This is a genomic window from Bradyrhizobium sp. G127, assembly GCF_021502575.1.
Taxonomy (GTDB): domain Bacteria; phylum Pseudomonadota; class Alphaproteobacteria; order Rhizobiales; family Xanthobacteraceae; genus Afipia.
This window is the reverse complement of the sequence record NZ_JAKFGN010000001.1, coordinates 1,976,878-1,992,736: the sequence shown is the minus strand read 5'-3', so window position 1 is coordinate 1,992,736 and position 15,859 is coordinate 1,976,878. Positions and strand designations below refer to the sequence as shown.

General features: G+C 62.9%; 13 protein-coding genes. 8 read left to right on the top strand and 5 right to left on the bottom strand.

What is annotated here, in order from left to right:
* Positions 1–62: 62 nt before the first annotated feature.
* From LVY71_RS09335 to LVY71_RS09300, 8 genes are all read left to right on the top strand, one after another.
* The gene (locus LVY71_RS09335; RefSeq protein ID WP_235099512.1) at positions 63–1,928 is read left to right on the top strand and encodes a methylmalonyl-CoA mutase subunit beta; all 1,866 of its coding nucleotides are present in this window, start codon (positions 63–65) and stop codon (positions 1,926–1,928) included.
* A gap of 5 nt (positions 1,929–1,933) precedes the next feature.
* Positions 1,934–2,398, top strand: a complete 465-nt coding sequence (locus LVY71_RS09330; protein ID WP_235099511.1) for a GFA family protein — start codon at positions 1,934–1,936, stop codon at positions 2,396–2,398.
* Positions 2,399–2,433: 35 nt separating this feature from the next.
* Positions 2,434–4,593, top strand: coding sequence for a methylmalonyl-CoA mutase (gene scpA, locus LVY71_RS09325; RefSeq protein WP_235099510.1), 2,160 nt, complete (start codon positions 2,434–2,436; stop codon positions 4,591–4,593).
* Positions 4,594–4,631: 38 nt separating this feature from the next.
* Positions 4,632–5,435 carry a DUF3298 and DUF4163 domain-containing protein gene (locus LVY71_RS09320; protein WP_235099509.1) on the top strand — a complete coding sequence of 268 codons (804 nt, stop codon included), beginning with the start codon at positions 4,632–4,634 and terminating at the stop codon, positions 5,433–5,435.
* Complete coding sequence (gene meaB / locus LVY71_RS09315) at positions 5,432–6,415, top strand: methylmalonyl Co-A mutase-associated GTPase MeaB (protein ID WP_235099508.1); 984 nt, start codon at positions 5,432–5,434, stop codon at positions 6,413–6,415. Before LVY71_RS09320 ends, meaB begins: the two co-directional genes overlap by 4 nt.
* Positions 6,415–7,074 (top strand): pyroglutamyl-peptidase I, encoded by a 660-nt coding sequence (locus tag LVY71_RS09310; RefSeq protein ID WP_235099507.1) that lies wholly within the window; start codon positions 6,415–6,417, stop codon positions 7,072–7,074. Before meaB ends, LVY71_RS09310 begins: the two co-directional genes overlap by 1 nt.
* A 111-nt stretch (positions 7,075–7,185) precedes the next feature.
* On the top strand, positions 7,186–8,433 hold the full coding sequence (locus LVY71_RS09305) for a multidrug effflux MFS transporter (RefSeq protein ID WP_235099506.1): 1,248 nt from the start codon (positions 7,186–7,188) through the stop codon (positions 8,431–8,433).
* Positions 8,434–8,579: 146 nt separating this feature from the next.
* A complete protein-coding gene (locus LVY71_RS09300; RefSeq protein WP_235099505.1) occupies positions 8,580–9,950 on the top strand; it encodes a TIGR03808 family TAT-translocated repetitive protein in 1,371 nt (456 codons plus the stop codon).
* On the opposite strand, the gene LVY71_RS09295 is transcribed toward LVY71_RS09300, so the two are convergent.
* The 5 genes from LVY71_RS09295 to LVY71_RS09275 form a co-directional block, all read right to left on the bottom strand.
* Positions 9,906–10,235 carry a TIGR03809 family protein gene (locus LVY71_RS09295; protein ID WP_235099504.1) on the bottom strand — a complete coding sequence of 110 codons (330 nt, stop codon included), beginning with the start codon at positions 10,233–10,235 and terminating at the stop codon, positions 9,906–9,908. The genes LVY71_RS09300 and LVY71_RS09295 overlap by 45 nt on opposite strands.
* A gap of 149 nt (positions 10,236–10,384) precedes the next feature.
* Entirely contained in the window at positions 10,385–12,679 is a 2,295-nt protein-coding gene (locus tag LVY71_RS09290; RefSeq protein ID WP_235099503.1) for a DUF4384 domain-containing protein, read from the bottom strand.
* Between the two features lie 307 nt (positions 12,680–12,986).
* The gene (locus LVY71_RS09285; RefSeq protein WP_235100072.1) at positions 12,987–14,459 is read right to left on the bottom strand and encodes a S8 family serine peptidase; all 1,473 of its coding nucleotides are present in this window, start codon (positions 14,457–14,459) and stop codon (positions 12,987–12,989) included.
* A gap of 27 nt (positions 14,460–14,486) precedes the next feature.
* On the bottom strand, positions 14,487–15,155 hold the full coding sequence (locus tag LVY71_RS09280) for a hypothetical protein (RefSeq protein WP_235099502.1): 669 nt from the start codon (positions 15,153–15,155) through the stop codon (positions 14,487–14,489).
* The gene (locus tag LVY71_RS09275; protein ID WP_235099501.1) at positions 15,152–15,721 is read right to left on the bottom strand and encodes a sigma-70 family RNA polymerase sigma factor; all 570 of its coding nucleotides are present in this window, start codon (positions 15,719–15,721) and stop codon (positions 15,152–15,154) included. Before LVY71_RS09275 ends, LVY71_RS09280 begins: the two co-directional genes overlap by 4 nt.
* Between the last annotated feature and the right edge of the window lie 138 nt (positions 15,722–15,859).

Here is a 15,859-nt window from a genome sequence, read left to right as displayed (position 1 = left end):
TGTCCGCCGCCGCGTGGCATTTTCCGCTCGCCAAACAGCCGTTCCGGGAGCTAACTGTCTGAATGTCCAACGAAACTGATGATCTGCGGCTTGCCGCCGAATTTCCTCCGGCCACCCGCGACGACTGGCGCAAGCTGGCCGACAGCGTTCTGAAAGGCGCGCCGTTCGAGAAACTCGTGGGCAAGACCTATGACGGCTTGCGCATCGAGCCGATCTACGAGCGCGCGCGCCATGCAACGGCCATTCCCGCCCGCGCCGCAGGCAGTCCGTGGCAGATCATGCAGCGGGTTGATCATCCCGACGCGGCAGCCGCCAATGCGCAGGCGCTGCACGACCTTGAGAACGGCGCCACTGGCCTGACGCTCATTTTCGCCGGAGCTAATGGCGCGCGCGGTTACGGCCTGCCTCCGACCAGGGAGGCGCTGACCCGCGCGCTTGACGGCATCTACCTCGATGCCGGCATCGCCGTTGAGCTGGAAATCGGGCTGCAATCCCGCGACATGGGCCAGCACTTTGCGGACCTTCTTGTCGCGCGAAAGATCAAGCCCGCCGCCGTCAATATCCGCTTCGGTCTCGATCCCATCGGCGGCAACGCCGTCCGTGGCGGCAGCCCGGGCAGCTGGGAATCCACCGCGAAGGTCTTCGGCGACAAGATCGTCAGACTTTCGAAACTCGGTTTCCGCGGCCCGTTTGCGGCGGCCGACGGCCGCGCGATCCACGACGCCGGTGGCTCGGAAGCACAGGAGCTTGCCTTCGTGCTCGCATCCGGTGTCGCCTATCTGCGCGCACTGGAAGCAGCCGGCATCACGCTGGAGGACGCGCGGCGGATGATCTACGCGCGAATGAGCGCGGATGCCGACCAGTTCCTGACAATGGCGAAATTCCGCGCGCTGCGGCTGCTGTGGGCGCGGGTCGAACAAAGTTGCGGACTGACACCGCAGCCGCTGTTCGTGGCAGCAGACACCGCGTGGCGGATGCTGACCCAGCGCGACGCGGACGTGAACATGCTGCGGGCGACCATCGCGGCATTCTCCGCGGGCCTCGGCGGCGCCAACAGCATCACGGTTCTGCCGCACACGCTGGCGCTCGGATTGCCGGACACCTTCGCGCGGCGCGTCGCACGCAACACGCAGCTCGTGCTGCTGGAAGAATCCAATCTCGACAAAGTCGCGGACCCCGCTGCCGGTTCGGGCGGCATCGAAATGCTGACGAAGCAGCTTTGCGAAGCGGCATGGACGCAGTTTCAGGAGATCGAAAAAGCCGGCGGCGCGTTCGCTGCGCTTGAGAAGAATATCATCCAGACGAAAGTCGCGACCGTGCGCGCGGCCCGCGACGTCAACATTGCCAGACGCAAGGACGTGCTGACCGGAGCCAGCGAATTCCCAAATCTTCACGAGAAGATTCCGGCCGTGCTGGATGCGAGGCCCGTGGTGTTGCCCCCCGCAGATGCACCGGCGGTCACATTTGACCCGCTTGCACCCATTCGTCTGGCCGCCCCGTTCGAAGCACTGCGCGACATATCGGATGAAATCCTGAAGAGCAGCGGATCGCGTCCGAAAGTGTTTCTCGCCAGTCTCGGCACGGCAGCGGACTTCACCGCCCGCGCGACCTTTGCCAAGAGCTTCTTCGAGACTGGCGGCATCGAGGCTCTCGACACCGCCGGCTTTTCCGATCCGGCGGCGCTGGCCGCAGCATTCAAGACGTCCGGCACAGCGCTCGTGTGCCTGTGCTCGTCCGACAAGGTCTATGCGACCCATGCCGTCGCCGCCGCCGAGGCTCTTCACGCCGCCGGCGCAAAACATATCTATCTGGCGGGCCGGCCCGGAGAACTGGAAGCCGCCCTGCGCGCCGCCGGCGTTGGCGACTTCGTCTTTGCCGGCGGGGATGCACTCTCGACACTGAAAGCAGCCTATCAATTCATGAGGTAAGCGCCATGAAAGATAGAGAGCCTGTTTTGACCGGCGGCTGCCAATGCGGCGCAGTCCGTTTTACGTCCTACACCAAGCCGGGGCGTATCAGCGTCTGCCATTGCCGGATGTGCCAGAAAGCTGTGGCGGGGCCATTCGCGGCGCTCGTGGAAATACCGCAGGGCGACTTCGCCTGGACACGCGGCACGCCCGCAACTTTCCGGTCCTCGTCCATCGCGGAGCGCGACTTCTGCGCCGCCTGTGGAACACCGCTTAGCTATCGCAAGCTGAACGGCTCGGTAATCGAACTGCTGACCGGCGCCTTCGACCGGCCCGATCGCGTGGTCCCAACCTACCAAACCGGGATTGAATCAAAGCTCGCCTGGATCATCCATCTGCACAACCTTCCCGGCAAAACCACCGCAGAATCATCGGGTTCTGCCGAAGCTGCCGCCATTGTCAGCTATCAGCATCCGGATCATAATACGTAAAGCGCGTCGACCGCGCGCAAACCCGAGACAGCATAATGAGCCGTATCCCTAACTTCACTGACATCGCGTTTGAACCTGCCGCTATCTCTGGCGGGGAGAGCAACGCGCAGCCTTGGCTCACGCCCGAAGGCATTCTCGTGAAGCCCGGATACTCCGAGGCCGATCTCAAGGGCATCGATTTCCTCGACACATGGCCCGGCATCGCGCCCTATCTGCGCGGCCCCTACCCGACCATGTATGTCAATCAGCCGTGGACCGTGCGCCAGTATGCCGGCTTCTCGACTGCGGAAGACTCCAACGCCTTCTATCGCCGCAACCTCGCCGCCGGACAGAAGGGCCTTTCGGTCGCCTTCGATCTCGCCACCCACCGCGGTTATGACTCCGATCATCCGCGCGTCTCGGGCGACGTCGGCATGGCGGGCGTCGCCATCGACTCCATCTACGACATGCGCACGCTGTTCGCCGGCATTCCGCTCGACCAGATGAGCGTGTCGATGACCATGAACGGCGCGGTGCTGCCGATCCTCGCGCTGTTCGTCGTCGCCGCCGAGGAACAGGGCGTGCCGCCGGAGAAACTCTCGGGAACCATTCAGAACGACATTCTGAAAGAGTTCATGGTGCGCAACACCTACATCTATCCGCCGTTGCCATCGATGCGGATTATCTCGGACATCTTCGCATTCACCTCGCAGAAGATGCCGAAGTTCAACTCGATCTCGATTTCCGGCTACCACATGCAGGAAGCCGGCGCGACGCAGGATCTTGAACTCGCCTATACGCTGGCCGACGGCGTCGAATATGTCCGCGCCGGCATGGCGGCAGGCCTCGACATCGACAAATTCGCGCCGCGGCTGTCATTCTTCTGGGCGATTGGCATGAACTTCTTCATGGAAGTGGCCAAGATGCGCGCAGCGCGGCTGCTCTGGGCCAAGCTGATGAAGGAATTCAACCCGAAGGATGTGCGCTCGTTGTCGCTGCGTACCCATTCGCAGACCTCCGGCTGGTCGCTGACCGCGCAGGACGTATTCAACAACGTGGTCCGCACCAATATCGAAGCGATGGCGGCGACCCAGGGCCACACCCAGTCGCTGCACACCAACGCACTCGACGAGGCGCTGGCGCTGCCGACCGACTTCTCCGCTCGCATTGCCCGCAACACGCAACTGTTCCTGCAACAGGAAAGTGGCACCACGCGCATCGTGGATCCGTGGGGCGGCTCATTCTATGTCGAACGGCTGACGCACGATCTCGCCGCCAAGGCGTGGGCGCATATTCAGGAAGTGGAAGAACTCGGCGGCATGGCCAAGGCCATCGAGGCCGGTGTGCCGAAGCTGCGGATCGAGGAAGCTTCCGCCAAGACGCAGGCGCGCATCGATGCCGGCCGCCAGACCGTGGTCGGCGTCAATAAATACAAGCCGGACAATGAAGCCGCGATCGACGTGCTCAAGGTGGAAAACTCCACAGTACGCCGTCTGCAGATCGACAAGCTGTCGCGGCTGCGCTCCGAGCGCAAGCAGGCGGATGTCGACGCGGCGCTTGCGGCGCTGACCCGCAGCGCGAACGACGGCAACGGCAACCTGCTCGCACTCGCCATCGACGCGGCGCGGGCGAAAGCCACTGTCGGTGAAATTTCCGACGCGCTGGAGAAAGTGTTCGGCCGCCACCGCGCCGAAATCAAATCTATCACCGGCGTCTATAAGCGCGAGGCCGCCACCATGTCCGATCGGGTCGAGAAGCTGCAATCGCTCATCAACGAATTCGAGGACGCCGAGGGCCGCCGCCCGCGCATTCTGGTCGCGAAGATCGGACAGGATGGCCACGACCGCGGCCAGAAGGTGATCGCCTCGGCTTTCGCGGATGTGGGCTTCGACGTCGATATCGGACCGCTGTTCGCAACCGCCGACGAGGCCGCACGGCAGGCGGTGGAGAACGACGTCCACATGCTTGGCCTGTCATCACTCGCCGCTGCGCATCTCACAGCCGTTCCGGAACTGAAGGAAGCGCTCAAGAGGCGCGGCCGCGAGGACATCATGATTATTATCGGCGGCGTCATCCCGCCGCAGGATTACGACGCGCTCTACAAGGCCGGCGCGGAAGCTATCTTCCCGCCGGGTACGGTGATCGCGGATGCCGCCGAAGAACTGATCCGCAAGCTCAACGTGCGGCTGGGGCATTCCAGCGCGGCGGCGGAATAGCCGTTTCGCTCTCATCGTCCTCGCAGATGGAGTCGTTCGTGAAAGGCACGTGGCCCGCCGGCTTCGTCAGGTACGCAGCATTTGCCCTTTGTCTCTTTTTCGGAGCGGCCGCGGCGGGTGCGGCAGCCGAGAAGAAGCCTGATATCTCCCTGAAGTCCAAAGCCGCAAAGATCAGCATTACGCTGGATACGGCGATCAAGACCAATGCAAAGCTCGCAGCCTATCTGCTTGCGGATGGCAGGAAATGGGCGAACGGCAACCTTGCGGAAGCCAACAAGCAGTTCAAGGAGTCGCCGGAATTCTTCAGCAATGGGCGGACGTGGGAACTCGAGCGCGACTACACGCTCCAGTCTACCGTCGCTAACCGCTATGTCAGCGTCCTGCGCCGCGAATACAGCTTCACAGGCGGTGCACATCCGAACCACGGTTTTGAGACGTTTCTCTGGGACTACAAAACCGGCAAGCCGATCAGCATCCGCCCGTTCTTCACCGAACTGAAAGACAACGGCCCTGCCCTGAAAGAAATTCTGAAAGCCGTGATCGCGTCGCTCGTTGAAGAGAAGAAAGCGCGCGGCACCTATTTTCCGGAAGACCTGACGTGGCAGGGTTACATCGAACCCAAGCTACTGAAGATCGGCCCCGTCCTACTCGCGCCGTCAACCGAGGCCGGAAAAAGCTCCGGCCTCGAATTCCAGTATGGCCCCTACGCCGTCGGCGCTTACGCCGAAGGCTCCTACGACGCGTTCGTTCCGTGGACGGCCTTCAAGTCCTTCCTCTCGCCCGAAGGTCTGGCGATTTTCGGCGGCGAGCGGCCCGCACAAAAAGAAAAATCCGAAAAATGAAAAACGCCGTGACGCCCGCGAGCCTTGCCAATAACGTTCGTGCAGGCGACCGCGCGGCGCTTGCCCGTGCCATCACCCTGATCGAAAGCCGCCGCGCCGACCATCAGGCGCAGGCGCGCGACCTCGTTCAAGAACTGCTGCCGCTCACGGGTAACGCAGTGCGTGTCGGCATCACCGGCTCGCCGGGTGTCGGCAAATCCACCACCATCGACGCGCTCGGCATGGCGCTGATCGGCAAGGGGCACAAGGTTGCGGTGCTGGCGGTCGATCCGTCGTCGGCGCGCACCGGCGGTTCGATTTTGGGCGACAAGACGCGCATGGCGAGGCTCTCCGCCGAGGACAATGCTTTCATCCGCCCCTCGCCATCCTCGGGCACGCTTGGCGGCGTCGCGGCGAAGACCCGCGAGGCGATGCTGCTGTGTGAGGCCGCAGGCTTCGACGTGGTGCTGGTGGAAACCGTCGGCATCGGCCAATCCGAAACCGCCGTCTGCGACATGACCGATTTCTTTCTGGCACTGATGCTGCCGGGCGCAGGCGACGAATTGCAGGGCATCAAGAAGGGCCTTGTCGAACTTGCCGACATGATCGCGGTGAACAAGGCCGATGGCGATAATCTCAAGCGCGCCAAGGCCGCCGCTGGCGAATACACCGCCGCGCTGCACATCCTCTCGCCACGATCGGAGCATTGGTTTCCGCCGGTGGTGACCTATTCGGCGCTGACCGGCGCAGGCATCGATGCAGTGTGGGAGAAAATCCTTGCGCATCGCACGGCAATGAAAGCATCCAGTGAGTTCGACGCGCGCCGCCGCGACCAGCAGGTCAAATGGATGTGGACCATGCTGGAAGATCGGCTGAAAGCACGGCTGCGCTCCGATCCCGCGATCCGCACCAAGGTGAAACAGCTTGAGGCTGCCGTCGCCAATGGCCGCATGACGCCTGCCGTAGCGGCGGATTCGGTTGCAGCGTTGCTGGAGACGTGATGAGCGAGCGGCTGCGCATCCTGATTACAGGTTTCCGGCCGTTTCCCGGCGCGCCATACAACCCGACGGAAAAGCTGGTCGCGCGTTTGCTACGCCTGCGCCGCCCGGCACTCGCTGATGTGGAGCGGATCGGGCACGTTTTCCCGGTGACCTACAGTGCGGTCGATCGCGAACTGCCGGCGCTGATCGCCTCCCATCGCCCCGACGCGCTGCTGATGTTCGGGCTTGCCTCGCGCACGCCGTTCGTCCGCATCGAGACGCGCGCTCGCAATACCGTCACGCAAATCTGGCCGGATGCCGAGCACGCCGAGGTCCGCAGCCGGACCATCGTGGATGGCGCGGATTCAACGCGGCGTTTCGGGACGCACACGCTCAAGCTGCTCTGCGCCGCGCAGGCCACCGGCGTGGACGCCCGCGCCTCGCTGAGCGCGGGCTATTACCTTTGCAATTATCTGAGCTGGCGAGCCATCGAGGCGCAACGCGCTGACGGCGGCCCTCGTCTTGCCGCCTTCATCCATGTCCCGCTCGTGCCGCGCGATACTGCACACAGGCACGCGCCGAACAGGGTGACATTCGAACAACTGGTGGATGCCGGTGAAGCGATCCTCATGGAAATGGCATCTCTAACGCGCCCGCGATCGACAAGACCGGTCGCCTGATCGCCTGATACGTTCGCCAATTCCGTCTGGCAGCCATACCCCAAAGGCAAGTTGTGCACCGCAGTATCAAAGCCTAAACCTGCGGCTCCTCTCCCGTGAGCCGCCGCCTTCATGACCGATACCAGCGCCAACGCCTGGGTTTCCTCGACCCATCGCCCGATGGGCTTCCGCGAGTTCGTCGCCTTGGTGGCCGCCATCATGGCGCTCAATCCGCTGGCCATGGACCTGATGCTGCCCGCGTTGCCCAATGTCGCGGCGGCGTTCCACATCGGTGATGCCAATCGCGTGCAGGCCGTCCTCTCGGTCTTCCTGACCGGCTTCGGTGCCGGACAGTTCGTCATGGGTCCGCTGTCCGACCGTTTCGGACGGCGGCCGATCCTGCTCGGCGGGCTGATCGTCTACGGTATCGCCAGCCTTCTGGCGATCATCGCGCCCACCTTCGAAACGCTGCTCCTCGCCCGCGCCATGCAAGGGCTGGGCACGGCGGCGTCGCGTGTGATCGCCACGTCCATCGTCCGCGATTGCTACAGCGGCCGCCGTATGGCCAGCGTGGTGTCGCTCGCAATGATGATCTTCATTTCGGTACCGGTGATCGCTCCGTCGATCGGACAGGCCATCATGCTGCTCGGGGAGTGGCACGGAATCTTCATCGTACTTCTGGTGTTCGGCCTGCTGACGCTGGGCTGGATCGTTCTCCGCCTGCCGGAAACGTTGCCGCTCAGCGAGCGCAAGTCTCTCGCCGTCGGTGAGGTCACGCGCAATTTCCGGCAGGCGCTGACCAACCGGCAGACCTTCGGCTATGCGCTCGCCGCCGGCAGCGTGCAGGGAATCCTGTTCGGCTATGTCCTGTCATCGCAGCAGATCTTCACCGGCATCTATGGGCTCGGCCATTACTTTCCGCTGGCGTTTGCCACCATCGCCATCGGGATCGCCGTCGCCGGTTTCCTGAACTCGCGCATCGTCGGCCGCTACGGCATGCGCGTGATCTCGCACACAGCGCTCATAGGCCAACTGGCCGTCGCCGTGCTTATGCTGACCGCGGCGCTGGCGGGATGGCTTCCCCTCGCCCTGCTCATGGTCCTGGCCACCGCCAGCCTGTTCACTTTTGGGCTGATGTTCTCCAATTTTTCCGCGCTGGCGATGGAGCCGCAGGGACATATCGCGGGCACCGCCTCGTCGCTGTTCGGATCGATCACGACACTGATCGGAATCGCGGTCGGCTCCGCCATCGGCCAGTATTTTGACGGCACGCTGGTGCCGCTGGCCACCGGCGCCCTGCTAAGCGCGGTGCTGGCGCTTGCCGTCGTGCTGGTCGTGGAAAAGGGCCGGCTGTTCACGCCGCATAATGCTCCCGTCTGAGCACCGCGCGGCTTCATTCCATTAACCCTACCATCGACAATCGCACGCAAACATACGTGCCCGCGCACGCGTTCGCTGCATTCCTGCATTAGGTCTTGGATCGGCGTTTCCAGCCGGAAACGCCGTCAGACAGATCGAGCCAAGTCATGGACATCAGCCGCCGCAGCCTCATCAATGCCACCGCCGCCGGTGCAGCAGCGGGGGCGCTGACGGCCACGCCGGAACGCGCACAGGCAGCGCCATTGATGTCCACGCTTGGGCGCGACGCCACACAGTATGGCGTCCGGCCGAACAGCCCTGATGACCAGACCCGAGCGCTCCAGCGCGCCATCGATGCCACAGCCAGCGCGCAGATGCCGCTGGCATTGCCGCCGGGTACGTATCGCACCGGGCCGCTAAAACTATCCGGAGGTGCCCAGCTTGTCGGCGTGCGCGGCGCGACGGTTCTCAAATTTTCCGGCGGCTCCTCCCTCCTGGGCAGCGAAGGGGGCAGCGGAATTTCCCTCAGCAATCTCACTCTCGACGGCGACGGCATCAAGCTCGCCAACCGGCGCGGGCTCTTGCACCTCCTGAACGGCCTCGATGTCCGCGTGCAGGACTGCGACATTGTCGGCAGTGGCGGCAATGGCATCTGGTTCGAGAACATTGCCGGCGAAGTCAGCGGCAACACCATCCGCAGGACCGCGAAGACCGCCTTTACCTCGTTCGATGCGCTGGGCCTGCTGGTCGCACAGAACACGATTCAGGACGCCTCCGATAACGGCATCGAAATCCTGCGCAATGTGTTGGGTGACGATGGCTCGATCGTAGTCAACAATCGCATCGAGGACATCAAGGCCGGTTCTGGCGGCTCCGGCCAGCATGGCAACGCCATCAATGCGTTTCGGGCCGGCAATGTCATCGTCAGCGGCAACCGCATCCGCAATTGCGACTACTCCGCCGTACGCGGCAACTCCGCTTCGAACATTCACATTACCGGCAACAGCGTCAGCGATGTGCGCGAGGTCGCGCTCTACTCGGAATTCTCGTTCGAAGGCGCAGTGATCGCCAACAACACCGTCGACCTCTGCGCGGTAGGCGTCTCGGTCGCGAATTTCAATGAAGGCGGACGCATTGTCACCGTCCACGGCAACATCATCCGCAACATGCTGCCGAAACGGCCGATCGGCACCGCGCCCGACGATGACGCCGGCATCGGCATCGTGGTAGAGGCGGATGCCGCCGTGACCGGCAATATCGTGGAGAACGCGCCCTCGTTCGGCATCATGGCAGGCTGGGGCAAATATCTCCGCGACGTGACCATCACCGGCAACGTGGTGCGCAATGCCTTCGTCGGCATCGGTGTGTCTGTCTTCTCCGGCGCCGGAACTGCGTTGGTCAGCAACAACCTGATTTCGGGGTCGGGGCGCGCTGCAATCGTCGGACTGGACCATGCCAAGGTGGTGACAGGCGACCTTGGCGCCGAGGGGACATCACGCTTCGCGCAGATCGTCCTTGGCTTGAACGCCGTGCGCTGAAGACAGATCGGCGAACGGCGACGCCGGAATGGCAGCATTCGCGGCCTGCGCGATCGCTACCTCCACCGGCTTGTCCTGAACGGAATCTGGAGGCGCCAGCTGTTCCCAAGCCTTCAGCGCGAGACGGGCTTCCTGAATGATCTTCAGAAACTCGGGCTCCTTGTAATAAACCTTCCAGCGGCCTGTCTCATAAAGCTCGACCAGATGATTGAGCCGCCGCTCCGCCAGCATGCGCCAGCGCGTCACGACATTCCGCCCTCGTTCGGCATCGCCAGAATTGGCCATCTGAAATCCAGAGGATAAAAAAACGCGTCCAGACAAACATCACGCAACAAAACGACTCGTTCAGGCCAGCAACAAGTAAAACAGATAATTCAATCCCTGCCATAGATACATGCAACTTTCGTGACCGCGCGGTCTCGAACCGTTCTAAATCACCGTACCTGAAGTCTGATCGCGGCGCGGAACGACCCACGCGACCCTGCCGCCGGAGGCTCGCGGCCGGAGACCGCCGCCGCGCCGGTATTGGTCGTCCCGGACACCGACGGCGTTCCGGGCCTGACGGCTTCCACCGCAATCGAGCGCGCCAGCGTCGTGGTATAATTCGGCACCGGCGTGAACTGGTTCCTCCCGAAATCGTGCTCGATGCGGTCGCCGCCACCGGCCTGCGCCGCACAGACGGCCGTCACCGTCTCGATCCCCTTGTCCTTCATTCGGAACTGGAACGGTGCCCCCGCCTCCGGAAAGCGGATCGGTACGCCCGCCCGCATCAGGTTGTTCTGCTGGAAGCGGTTTGGAAACAGTACGGTGCCCTCGCCCCGCTCATCGATGTCAGTCAGAGTCAGGAAGCAGTCACGCGGCGCCACGATGGTGAACACGGGCATATCACCAAGACTGTAGCTATCTTTGTCGGACGTCAGAGACAGATCGTCGGGAATACGGGCCGGCCTTGTCGGCGGCTGCCGGTTCGGACGAGGATTTCTGACTTCCACGATCCGGAGATCGGTCAGGTCGGGAGCCATCCCGCGGAAAGATACTTCGAACTGATCGCGCGGCACGGCGCCCTGCGCCAGACGCCGCACCAGCGGACGGTACGTAGAATCGACATCGCCAGAGCCCGTGTTGAACTCGTCCTTCTTAAGGCCGAGTTCGGACGCGGCCAGCGTCAGGTCGAGATCGTCCTCGTAACGCTTGGCGAGCGCGTTGATCATTTCGATGCCGTTCAGTTTCAAGGCCGGATCAAGACCCGCGCGCTTCATCGCATCCGCGAACCGCTTCGTATCGTCCTCGATCAGCGCATCCATCTTCTCATGCGGCGGATACAGTCCTTCCACTGCGTCGCGCACGTCCTTCGGGAAGGTCCGGCCCTTCAGCACCAGACCGCGAACATCGTCCTTGGCCTTGCGCATACCCTGATCGTGACAGCCCATGCAGGAGATGCCGTTGGTCACCGCGAAGTCCTTGCGCGACGGATCACGCACGATTGCGGTCGGTCCCTTGTCGAGCCGGTCGCCCTTCGCCGTGTTCAGGTAGTAGGCCTGGAATCCATTGGGCAGGCTGAAGATGGTCTCGCCGCCGTCGTGATGAAAGGCATTGGGACCTCTAGGGCCGAGCGGAAAATCGAACAGGCTCTGATGGCCACGATTGCCGGCGAAATCATATGACGTCCAGAAATAGCCGCTACGCGACGGGTGCCGCTCGATCAGACGATTATTCTGGCTGACGCCGGAGCGCTGAAACGCGGCGCGCTGCGCGACGAAGGTGCGGATATTGCCCTCGACATCGATGCCCTGCTCCTGCGCCAGTTGCTGAAAGGTATTCGGCAATTGCAGCAGAACATCGTAGAGCGGCGGCTGCGACGCCGTGAACGCGAACCAGTCGGCGCGGACATAAGAGATCGGCGAGGCGGTGCCGGAGGCCAGCGCGCGGCTCAATTCGTTGTCGGGCACGGCGTTATAGGGATAGACCGCGATCACGTTGTCCCAGTCGGCCGGCTTCCAGCCGAGATCGAGCAGATTGAAGCGCAAAATGCTCGCTTTTGGATCGATGGTCTCCAGCTTGACCACATCGGAGGAACGGCTGAGGGAGTTGAGGAACTTAACAGCAGCCTGCCGATAGACTTTCATCGCCGCCGGATCGGTGCAGACGTTGGCGAGGTGCGTCAGCGTCAGGTAGCGCGTCGTGGCGCGACGCTGCAGGCGTTGCTTGTCGAGGTCCGACACCATGAAGGACACCATGTCCTCCGGCGTGATGAACTTATGCGTCTCGCAGCTTGCGACGGATTTTGCGCCGAGCGCCGTTACCCAGTTTTCAAGAGCCCTGAGGTCGGCTTCCGATGGCGGCGCGTGCGACGCGCCCTCGTAGTAAATATCGTAGGGCATTTCCTTGTCGACGATCTGCCGGAACAACTTCGAGCCGAGCGGATTGCCCGGAAGCACGTAATGCGGATTGGCGGCCATTTCGTCCAGCTTGAGGATATTGCCGAAGTTCTTGGCGGGCCGCTCGCGATCGACCAGCTTTCCGACCTGATGGCAACGCGCGCAGTGCTTCTCAAGGACATCGAACGCAGCCTTGGCCACCGGGTCGGCGGGCGCGGCGACCATTTCCGCCGGCGTGACCGCGGAGGCTTTGGTGTCCTGCGCCATCGAAGGCGCGGTCATGCCCAAGGCAAGACCTGCGGCAAGCATGATGCCGAGCGCGCGCGCACCAGATCCCGGAAACCCGCTCATGGATTCGTCCCCTCAAATATCCGTCCTGGCGAAAGATCGCCGAGGATTGGTCGCGCCAGCATATCGAAGAGTTCAGGCAATCGGCCCCTGTCGGCGACGCGGATCGAATGTACCAGCAGTTCCTGCCGCTTCGATACCAGCCGGACCGCAATACGATGGCCCGCCCGGGGGACGCCGGACGGGCCGAACCATGAAGACGCGAGGGTGGATGGCGCCCGCGCCTTCCGGTTGCGGGCAACGAGGATGCCGTCGCCCGCTGGAATTGGTCGGGAGACAAGCGCGCCAGGTTCAGGAATTCGGAGAACAATCAGCGCCGGGCGCTGCCATCCGATGCTGCGGCCATGGGAGCAGCCGCAATCGCCGACACCGCGCTGAGCGCATCCGCCTGCCCGGCCCCGAACTGGTCGTCGCGGCCCTTCGGTCCGAGATCGCGCGCGGTGGACAGCAATGTGCTGCGAACATCCGCCGCGGAGATGTCGGGGTTGCGGGCAATCATCAGCGCCGCCACGCCGCTGACAAAAGCCGCGGACAACGAGGTGCCGGACGACATCTGATATTTGCCATCGGGCGCAGGCGACAGGATATCGACGCCCGGCGCAGCGATCGCGACATAGCTGCCGCGGTTGGATTGCGCGAACAGCTTGTCGGACTGATCCGTCGCCGACACCGCGATCACGTTGCGGTCGGCCGCGGGATAAAGTGGCGGCGACTTCGCCCCGGCATTGCCGGCGGCGGCAATCAGAACGATACCCTTGGCCGTGGCGGCGGCAAGGCCGCGCTCCATGGCCGGATCGTGCGGCCCCGCGAAGCTCATGTTGATGATCTGCGCATTCTTGGCGAGTGCATAATCAAGGCTCTTGAGAATGATGAAGGACGTACTCTCCGCCCCGCTCTTTTGAGCGCCGAACGCCCGGATCGCCAGCAGCCGCGACGACGGCGCTGTTCCCATTAGACGCGCATGAGCAGCGATGACACCGGCAATGCTGGTGCCATGCGGGTGCGGCCCTTCATTGTTGTTCAGGGCATCGAATGTACCGGAGATCACGCCCGCCAACTCGGGATGCGTAACGTCGACCCCGGAATCGATCACGGCGACAGTCACGTCCGCGCCGACCGAAAGCTGGTGCGCCTCCGGCAGACGCATTTTCGCGAGCGCATATTGCGCAGGATCGCCTTCGGACTTCGCAGCGGCGCTTTGTTGCAGCCGGAAGATGTTGTTGCGCTGTGCGGCCTTGACGTTTCCGCCGGCGACCAGTTCGCGGACGACGGCATCGACCGAGCGCCCGTCGGAAATGCGCCAGCGGAAGAACGTGCTGTTGGTCAGCGGGAAATTCTGCGACTGGACGCGTGTCAGGCGATGACGCCGCGCGAGTTCATCGGCCTGCGCGTCGGTGGGGTTGCCATCGACCTCGATGAGCACTTCCTTCGCGACATAGGTTCGGTCGGCCGTGGCTGGAGTCGTCTTGCGGGCCCGGCGTGGCCCCGGATTGTCGCCGCCCTGATCCAGTTCACGGATAACGCGGGGACGCGGGCCCGGATCGGGATTGTCGTAGCCGTCGTATCGGATGTTCGGCGAATAACGGATGGTCGGGTTCACATTGATGCGCGGACCCACATTGATGCTCGGGCTACCGCGCATACTGAAGTTGCCGTAGCCTTGCGCGAACGCTTGGGGAATCGCGAGATTGAGGATCACCGCGACCACGGCGACCGATTGCATGGAGCGGACGACGCTTGCCTTTCGGATGAACCTGAGCCTGCTTGTCCCGCTCTCGATCATCATGCGTCCTCGCGATCCTGTCCGGCGTTAGTCGGCCGCCACGACCATGCTGACAATCTTTTCGGCCTGAAGCCGCGTCAGCAGCTGAGCCGCATCCTGCTTCGAGAGAGCCTTGTCTCCGAGCTTGACGCGGAACATGCCGGCCTTCGGCCCGGACACGACAGTCGCCTTATAGGTGTCGAGCAACTGCGTGATGTCGTCGGCCTTCGCGTCCGGCGAAAAACGCAGCAAGGCGAAAGTGCCCGCCGTCGACTGGGCCGGGAACGCGGCAGTCTGGAATGTACCGCCCGCGCGGTCCTTGACCAGCACCGTTCCAATGACACCCGCCTGCAGCAGAACCAACACTGCCCCGGCGACGCCCGCATAGGCCAGCGTACGTGGCGAGAGACTCGAGAGAAATCCGGCGACTTTCATCAGCGGATTGAACGAGGCCTTGCGCTTGGGTTCGGCATCGATAGCTGCGAACAGCTTCTGCATCGCCCGTGACGATGGCGCACCGAGGCTTTCGTTCAGCAAAATCGTCTCGGCATATTCGTCCTGGATGGCCGCGTATTGCCGCGCAAGTTCGGGATCGCTCGCAAGCGCCTCGTCGACGCGGCGTGCGTCGCGCAGATTCAGCGTGCCCGCGGCATGGAACGGCAGCAGGGCCTCAAGCTCGGTTGGCTTGCGGTCGGTTTGCTTGCTCGCAGAAGTCATGGCCAGCCTCGCTCTACGCCGGCTGCCTTGAGCAACTCGGCCAGTTTCTTTCGCGCATAAAACAGGCGCGTCTTCACCGTGTTCTCCGGGATGCCGACGATTTCGGCCACTTCCTCCACGGATTTCTCGTGGTAGTAGACGAGATCGACAATCTCCCGATGTTCTGGCGAAAGTGCGGTCAGGCAATTCCGCAACGCGTTACTCGTGTCCTTCTTCGCAACTGCGACCTCTGGATTGTCGGAGGTATCCTCGATCGCGGCAGCGGTTTCATCGTCCAGTTCCGCGTCCTTTCGCTTGCGCAGAGCAGACAGGGCCTTGAACCGGGTAATCGCCAGAAGCCACGTCGAGACGGCGGACCGGCCTTCGAACTTGCCGGCCTGACGCCAAACATCGAGGAAAACCTCGCTGATGAGGTCCTCCGCGATGGACTCGTTCTTCACGAGCCGCAGCGAGAAGCGAAACACCCGTACATGGTGCCTTCCGTAAAGCACCTGCATGGCGAGCCGGTCACCTTGGGCGATGCGACCGATCAGAACTTCGTCCGAGGTCGCGTGAGTTGCACTCAATGGCCGTCTCGCAAGGTTGGTCGCAGGCGACTGGGAGGGGGTTCGATCAAATCCGTGAAAATCTTCGCAATTTTCAGGAATGCCTGAATGGGCAAAGCGCAAAATGCCCCTGAATCATGAACAAGGGCAAGTCGTCAG

Excerpts from the sequence above, each read along its gene's own strand:
- LVY71_RS09335 (WP_235099512.1), top strand. The coding sequence starts at position 63 with ATGTCCAACGAAACTGATGATCTGCGGCTTGCCGCCGAATTTCCTCCG.
- LVY71_RS09330 (WP_235099511.1), top strand. The coding sequence starts at position 1,934 with ATGAAAGATAGAGAGCCTGTTTTGACCGGCGGCTGCCAATGCGGCGCA.
- scpA (WP_235099510.1), top strand. The coding sequence starts at position 2,434 with ATGAGCCGTATCCCTAACTTCACTGACATCGCGTTTGAACCTGCCGCT.
- meaB (WP_235099508.1), top strand. The coding sequence starts at position 5,432 with ATGAAAAACGCCGTGACGCCCGCGAGCCTTGCCAATAACGTTCGTGCA.
- LVY71_RS09310 (WP_235099507.1), top strand. The coding sequence starts at position 6,415 with ATGAGCGAGCGGCTGCGCATCCTGATTACAGGTTTCCGGCCGTTTCCC.
- LVY71_RS09305 (WP_235099506.1), top strand. The coding sequence starts at position 7,186 with ATGACCGATACCAGCGCCAACGCCTGGGTTTCCTCGACCCATCGCCCG.
- LVY71_RS09300 (WP_235099505.1), top strand. The coding sequence starts at position 8,580 with ATGGACATCAGCCGCCGCAGCCTCATCAATGCCACCGCCGCCGGTGCA.
- LVY71_RS09295 (WP_235099504.1), bottom strand. The coding sequence starts at position 10,235 with ATGGCCAATTCTGGCGATGCCGAACGAGGGCGGAATGTCGTGACGCGC.
- LVY71_RS09290 (WP_235099503.1), bottom strand. The coding sequence starts at position 12,679 with ATGAGCGGGTTTCCGGGATCTGGTGCGCGCGCGCTCGGCATCATGCTT.
- LVY71_RS09285 (WP_235100072.1), bottom strand. The coding sequence starts at position 14,459 with ATGATCGAGAGCGGGACAAGCAGGCTCAGGTTCATCCGAAAGGCAAGC.
- LVY71_RS09280 (WP_235099502.1), bottom strand. The coding sequence starts at position 15,155 with ATGACTTCTGCGAGCAAGCAAACCGACCGCAAGCCAACCGAGCTTGAG.